General features: G+C 74.9%; 6 protein-coding genes and 1 pseudogene. 4 read left to right on the top strand and 3 right to left on the bottom strand.

What is annotated here, in order from left to right:
- The 3 genes from BJF79_RS29395 to BJF79_RS29385 form a co-directional block, all read right to left on the bottom strand.
- On the bottom strand, positions 1–542 hold a 542-nt coding region (locus tag BJF79_RS29395; RefSeq protein WP_075902238.1), incomplete at its 3' end, for a DUF1707 domain-containing protein.
- A 38-nt stretch (positions 543–580) separates the two neighbouring features.
- Positions 581–2,863 (bottom strand): FdhF/YdeP family oxidoreductase, encoded by a 2,283-nt coding sequence (locus BJF79_RS29390; protein WP_075902240.1) that lies wholly within the window; start codon positions 2,861–2,863, stop codon positions 581–583.
- A gap of 111 nt (positions 2,864–2,974) precedes the next feature.
- The gene (locus tag BJF79_RS29385; protein WP_075902236.1) at positions 2,975–4,066 is read right to left on the bottom strand and encodes a S1C family serine protease; all 1,092 of its coding nucleotides are present in this window, start codon (positions 4,064–4,066) and stop codon (positions 2,975–2,977) included.
- 119 nt (positions 4,067–4,185) lie between these two features.
- On the opposite strand from BJF79_RS29385, the gene BJF79_RS29380 reads away from it, so the two are divergent.
- From BJF79_RS29380 to BJF79_RS53950, 4 genes and pseudogenes are all read left to right on the top strand, one after another.
- Entirely contained in the window at positions 4,186–4,701 is a 516-nt protein-coding gene (locus BJF79_RS29380; RefSeq protein WP_075902234.1) for a PadR family transcriptional regulator, read from the top strand.
- The gene (locus tag BJF79_RS29375; RefSeq protein ID WP_316043467.1) at positions 4,698–5,429 is read left to right on the top strand and encodes an ATP-binding cassette domain-containing protein; all 732 of its coding nucleotides are present in this window, start codon (positions 4,698–4,700) and stop codon (positions 5,427–5,429) included. The genes BJF79_RS29380 and BJF79_RS29375 overlap by 4 nt, the downstream gene beginning before the upstream one ends.
- On the top strand, positions 5,429–5,941 hold the full coding sequence (locus tag BJF79_RS29370; protein ID WP_075902232.1) for a hypothetical protein: 513 nt from the start codon (positions 5,429–5,431) through the stop codon (positions 5,939–5,941). The genes BJF79_RS29375 and BJF79_RS29370 overlap by 1 nt, the downstream gene beginning before the upstream one ends.
- A gap of 14 nt (positions 5,942–5,955) precedes the next feature.
- A pseudogene (locus tag BJF79_RS53950) lies at positions 5,956–6,463 on the top strand (hypothetical protein); the annotation flags it as partial.

Raw genomic sequence — 6,463 nt, 5'->3', positions numbered from 1 at the left:
ACGACAGGACGAGCGCCGCTCGCGCGCTGGTCGAACCCGCCCATGATGCCGAGGCCGCGCACGTGCACGGTGAGGTCGTCGGGGACGATCACCTCGACGCCGCCCATGATCGCCCACGCGTGGATCGTCAGCTCGCCCTCGGTGAACCGCGCCTCGCGCAGGTCGATCTTGCCGCCGCCCCACCAGGTGAACGAGCTGAACCGGCGCGGCGCGTTCCACACGCCCGACCGCCGGAACCCGCTCATGATCCCGATGCCGGTCTTCCACGTGGGCGCGCCGTCCACCGGCCGGTAGTCGACGGCGCCCGTCGGCGGCGGGGCCGCCGCGCCGCCCGGCGCGGGCAGGTCCCGGGTGAGCGGCTGCAGCTCCGAATAGGTCTTCGCCGCGTACACCGCGTCGAGCCGCTCGTCGAGTTCGGCGAGCGTGAGCCGGCCGTCGCCCGCCGCGTCCCGCAGGATCTGCGCCACCTGGTCCCGATCGGCGTCGGACGCCCGCATCTCCGGTGTTCCGGGCGTCCCGGCGGGCTCGGGAAGGTTCGTCATGACGCAAGCCTAATCCGCCGGAACCGTCCGGTGCAGGGTCAATCGGCGCGCGGCTCCAGCCGGACGATCACCGACTTCGACGTCGGCGTGTTGCTGATCGCGGCGGTGCTGTCGAGCGGGACCAGGACGTTCGTCTCGGGGAAGTACGCCGCCGCGCAGCCGGGCGCGGTCGGGTAGCCGACGACCCGGAAGGACGGCGCCCGCCGCTCCTCGCCGCCCGCCCATTCGGACACGAGGTCGACCATGGCGCCGTCCGCGAGGCCGAGCGCGGCGAGGTCCGACGGGTTGACGAACACGACGCGGCGTCCGGCCTTGATGCCCCGGTAACGGTCGTCCAGCCCGTAAACGGTGGTGTTGTACTGGTCGTGGCTGCGGACGGTCTGCAGCAGCAGCCGCCCCGCGGGGACGCGCAGCACCTCCAGCTCGTTGACGGTCAGGTTCGCCTTGCCCGTCGCGGTCGGGAAGCGGCGCTCGTCGCGCGGCGCGTGCGGCAGGACGAACCCGCCCGGTTCGCGAACGCGGGCGTTGAAGTCGTCGAAACCGGGCACCACCCGGGACACGTGGTCGCGGACGACGTCGTAGTCCCGCTCCATCGCGGCCCACCCGACGACCGAGCCGGGCAGCGTCGCGCGGGCCAGCCGGCACACGATCGCGACCTCCGACAGCAGGTCCCCGGACGCGGGGGCGAGCCGGCCGCGGGACGCGTGCACCATGCCCATCGAGTCCTCGACGGAGACGAACTGCGGCCCGGACTCCTGGACGTCGCGTTCGGTGCGGCCGAGCGTCGGCAGGATCAGCGCGTACTCGCCGGTCACCGCGTGCGAGCGGTTCAGCTTCGTCGACACGTGCGCGGTCAGCCGGCAGTTCCGCAGCGCCGCCTCGGTGACGGCCGAGTCGGGGGTGGCGCGGACGAAGTTGCCGCCCATCCCGAAGAACACCTTCGCCGTCCCGTCCCGCATCGCGCGGATCGCGTCGACGGTGTCCAGGCCGTGCTCGCGGGGCGGCTCGAACCCGAACTCGGCGGCGAGGGCGTCCAGGAAGGCGGGCGCGGGCTTCTCGTAGATCCCCATCGTGCGGTCGCCCTGCACGTTGGAGTGGCCGCGGACCGGGCAGACGCCCGCGCCGGGACGGCCCACGTTGCCGCGCAGCAGCAGGAAGTTGACGACCTCGCGGATCGTCGGCACCGAGTTGCGGTGCTGGGTGAGGCCCATCGCCCAGCACACCACGATGCGCTTCGCCGCGAGGACGTCGCCGAGCGTCGCGGCGATCTCCGCGCGGGTCAGGCCGGTGGCCGCCAGGACGTCGTCCCAGTCGAGGTCCAGCACGTGCTTCTCGAACGCCTCGAACCCGTGCGTGTGCGCGTCGAGGAACTCGCGGTCGAGCGCGTCCGGCGCGTCCGATTCCAGCAGCAGCCGGTTGAGGGCCTGGAACAGGGCCAGGTCGCCGTTCAGGCGGATCTGCAGGAAGCGGTCGGCGAGCGCGGTGCCCTGCCCGGTGACGCCGGACGGCCGCTGCGGGTTCTTGAACCGCATCAGCCCGGCCTCGGGCAGCGGGTTGACGGCGATGATCCGCGCGCCGTCCTTCTTGGCCCGCTCCAGCGCCGACAGCATCCGCGGATGGTTCGTCCCCGGGTTCTGCCCGACGACGAGCACGAGGTCGGCCTTGTAGAGGTCCTCCAGCATGACCGAGCCCTTGCCGACCCCGAGCGTCTCGGTCAGCGCGGACCCGGACGACTCGTGGCACATGTTGCTGCAGTCGGGCATGTTGTTCGTGCCGAACTCGCGCGCGAACAGCTGGTACGCGAAGGCCGCCTCGTTGCTCGTCCGTCCGGAGGTGTAGAAGACGGCCTCGTCGGGGGAGCCGAGGGAGGTCAGCTCGGACGCGAGCAGGCCGAACGCGTCGTCCCAGCTCACGGGCTCGTAGTGGGCGGCGCCGGGCCGCCTGAGCATCGGCTCGGTGAGCCGCCCCTGCTGCCCGAGCCAGTGGTCGGACCGCTCGCCGAGCTCGTCGACGGTGTGCGCGGCGAAGAACTCGCGGGTGATCCGCCGGGTCGTGGCCTCCTCCGCGACGGCCTTGGCGCCGTTCTCGCAGAACTCCGCGACGTGCCGCTTGTCGCCCTCCGGCCAGGCGCAGCCGGGGCAGTCGAACCCCTGCTTCTGGTTGACCCGCAGCAGCGTCAGCGCGGTCCGCCGGGCGCCCATCTGCTCGTACGACTGCCGCAGCGCCGCCGTCACGCCCGGGACGCCCGCCGCCCACGTCTTCGGCTCCGACACCTGCATCTCGCCGTCATCGAAGTCGCCGGTGGGGGCCTTGCGGCTCATGTTCACGTCCTCGTCGGGTCGGTGCCGGGCCTTCCACTGTCGCACGGAAGCGGCGCGCGGGCCCGTCCGATCTCCGGCAGATGGAAAAACCTCGGCTTGCGCGGGACGGGATCACTGCGGCGGGCCCTTCGCCAGCCGGACGTTCGCGGCGACGATCCCGCCGCCCCGCCGCGCCCACTCGATCCGGACGACGTCGCCCGGATGGCGGCGCAGCATGAGGCCGGTCAGCGTGCCGGGCGAGTCGACGCCCTGGCCGCCGAACGTGACGATCGTCGCGCCCACCGGGATCCCGGCGGTCTCGGCGGGGCTGCCCGGGACGATCTCGACGACGCGCGCGCCCGGGTCCGTCCCGTTGCCGCGCACCATCACGCCCAGCATCGCGGTCTCGCCGATGTGGACGGTCGCGGACGCCTCCCCGCGCCGGATCTGCGCGGCGATCTCCAGCGCCCGGTCCGCCGGGATCGCGTAGCCGCGCGGTTTCTCCCGTCCGCTCCGCGACCCCTCCGGCAGGGCCGTCGAGGCGGCGGTGTTGACCCCGATCACCCGTCCGGCGGAGTTCAGCAGCGGCCCGCCGGAGTCGCCCGGCTTGATCGGCGCGCTCACCTCGATCATCCCGGCGAGCCGCTCGACGCTGCCGTCGCTGTCGTCGCGCGCGGTGACGGTCTGGCCGAGGGCGGTGACGTGCCCGGTGACCACGCTCGGCTCGCCGCCGTCGCCGCCCGCGTTGCCGACGGCGGTGACCGGGTCGCCGATCGCGACCGTGGACACCGGCGCGAACCGCGCGGCGGGCAGCCCGGACGCGCCGGTCAGCCGGATCACCGCGATGTCCTGCATCGTGTCGTACCCGATGACCTGCGCCCCGTAGGTGCGGTCGGTGTCGGTGTCGGTCCCCTCGATCCCGGTGGCGCCCTGGATGACGTGGCCGTTGGTGAGCACGAACCCCGAGGCGTCCAGCACGATGCCCGTCCCCGCGGCCCGCGTGCTCTCCAGGCCCCGCACGACCGTGATGTTGACGACGCCCGGCTGCCGCTCGCTGAAGTCCGTCCGCTCCGGGGCGACCTCCGTCGCCGTGACGGGCGGCGGGACGGCGTTCTCCGTCTCCTCGCCCGGCAGTCGGCAGGACGGGGCGAGCAGGGCCAGCAGCGCGAGCAGAGCCAGCGGCAGCACAGAACGGACGCCGGTACGTCCGGGGAGTTCGCTCACTGCGTTCCTCCTCACCCTTTGGCTCCATAATTCCCGATCTCCCGTGATTAGTCCCTGTCCGGCTTGACCCCGCCCCTAGCTAACGGTTATCTGTAGGCTTCGACGGAGGGAGGCGGCCGATGCAGGACATCGTCCTGGCACTGCTGGCGAAGGAACCCGCGCACGGGTACGAGCTGCGCGCGCGCCTGCGCGACGCGCTCGGCCCGCTCGGCGAGGACCTGAACGCGGGCCAGATCTACGTGACGCTGCGGCGGCTGGAGAAGGCGGGGCTGGTGGAGTCCCGCGTCGTCGGGCAGTCCGACCGTCCCGACCGCAAGGTCCACGAGCTCACCCCGGCGGGCCGCGACCGCGTCACCGCGTGGCTCACCGAGCTCGGCTGGGAGCGCACCGCCCCCACCGAGTTCCACCTGAAGCTGCTCGCCGCCCGCGCCGCCCGCCTCGCCGACCCCGTCGAGCTCGTCGACGCCCAGCGCCGCGAGCTGCTGCGCCGCCTCGCCGACGTGCAGCGCGCCGCGCTCGCCGAACCCCCCGGCGGCCGCGCCGCGCTCCTGCTGGAGGGCGCCGCCCTCCGCCTGCAGGCCGACCTCCGCTGGCTCGACGCCTGCGAAACCCACTGGACGAAGGAACCCGAGTGAACGAGTACGTGATCCGCGCGCGGGACCTGCGCCGGCACTACGGCAGCGGCCCCGGCCTCGTCCGGGCCGTGGACGGCGTCGGCCTCGACGTCGCGGCCGGTGAGACCGTCGGGATCGTCGGCCCGAGCGGATGCGGGAAATCGACCCTCCTGCACCTGCTGGGCGGGCTCGACCGTCCGGACGGGGGCGAGGTCCGCCTCGCCGGGCGTCCGCATCGACGGGCTCGCCGAGGCCGCGTCGGCCCGGATGCGGCGCGACCGAGTCGGTTTCGTGTTCCAGGCGTTCCACCTGGTCGACGAGCTGACCGCCGTCGAGAACGTGGAGCTGCCCGCGCTGCTCGCCGGGACGTCGCGCCGGGCCGCCCGCCGCCGCGCCGCGCACCTGCTCGAACGGACCGGCCTCGCCGACCGCGCCGGTCACCTGCCCGGCGCACCTGTCCGGCGGGCAGCGGCAGCGCGTCGCGGTGGCGCTGGGCCCTGGTGAACGACCCGCCGCTGCTGCTCGCCGACGAGCCCACCGGCAACCTCGACAGCGCGGCCGCCGCCGACGTCCTGCGGCTGTTCGCCGCGCTGCGCGCCGAGGGCCGCACCCTCGTCGTCGTCACCCACGACTCCCGCATCTCCGGGACCGCCGACCGGCTGATCACCATGCGCGACGGCGCGTTCGTCGACCAGACGGTCCTGACCGGCCGCACCGGCGGGCTCGGCTCGCTGTCCGGGCTCGTCTGATGGGCCGCTCCGCGCTCGTCCTGCGGCTGGCGCTGCGCGACCTGCGCCGCCGCCCCGCCCAGGCGTTCCTCCTGCTGACGGCGATCACCGCCACCGCCGCGACCCTCACGCTCGGCCTGCTCGTCCGGGGCGCCGCCGACGACCCGTGGGAGCGCACCCGCGCCGCCACCGCGGGCCCCGACGCGGTGCCGCGCGTCGGCCGCGGCGCCCCTCAGGCCCTGGCCCGCGAACCGGAGGTGACCGGGACGAACCGCCCGTACCCCACCCTGTCGACCACCCTCCGCGCCGGAGACACCGAGGTGATGGCGGTGGTCCAGGGCCGCGACACCGACCTCCCGCCCGCACCCGACGACCGCCCGGCGGCCGGGAAATCCCCGTCGGCCGAACGTGAGGGCGCGGTGCCGGGTCCTCGGCGGCCCGCCGACGGGCGCCCGACGGGCGGGGGGACGGAGGGGGACGAAATGGCGGCGCGGCGCTCGATCGGCCGTTCGTCACAGACGGGCACTGGCTGACGTCCGGGACGGCCGTGGTCGAGCGGGCGTTCGCCGAGGCGCTGGGCGTCCGGCCGGGCGACCCGATCGTGGTCGGGGGCCGCCGGCTGCCCGTCGCGGGGATCGCCGTCACGACCGGGCGCGCGCCCTACCCATCGTCCGCGCCCGGCCTCGTCGGACGACCCGCGCCGACACGGCCGGGCTGGACGCGCGGGAGCGGAGCTGGACGATGCCGGTGCGGCTCGCCGACCCCGCCGGGGCGCCCGCGTTGTCGAAGCGCGCTGCGCGGACGGCTGCGCGGGCCCGCCGCCGGCGGGGTGCGGGTCGTGGCCGCGCCGGACATCGCCGCGTGCGCGACCGCCGAACTGCGGCTCGCCGACCGGGCGCTGCTCGGCGGGACGTGGGCGGCGGCGATCCTCGCGGGATTGTGCGGTCGCGCTGCTGGTCGGCGGCGGGCTCGCCGAGCAGGGCCGCCGGGTCGGGCTGCTGAAGGCCGCCGGGGCGACGCCCGCGCTGGTCGCGGCCGTCCTGCTGGCCGCCACC

The organism is Actinomadura sp. CNU-125, assembly GCF_001942465.1.
Lineage (GTDB): Bacteria > Actinomycetota > Actinomycetes > Streptosporangiales > Streptosporangiaceae > Spirillospora.
The sequence above is the reverse complement of the archived record's forward strand: the minus strand, read 5'-3'. Positions and strand labels throughout refer to the sequence as shown.

Coding starts and splice junctions, on each gene's coding strand:
- BJF79_RS29390 (WP_075902240.1), bottom strand. CDS start 2,863: ATGAGCCGCAAGGCCCCCACCGGCGACTTCGATGACGGCGAGATGCAG.
- BJF79_RS29380 (WP_075902234.1), top strand. CDS start 4,186: ATGCAGGACATCGTCCTGGCACTGCTGGCGAAGGAACCCGCGCACGGG.
- BJF79_RS29370 (WP_075902232.1), top strand. CDS start 5,429: ATGGGCCGCTCCGCGCTCGTCCTGCGGCTGGCGCTGCGCGACCTGCGC.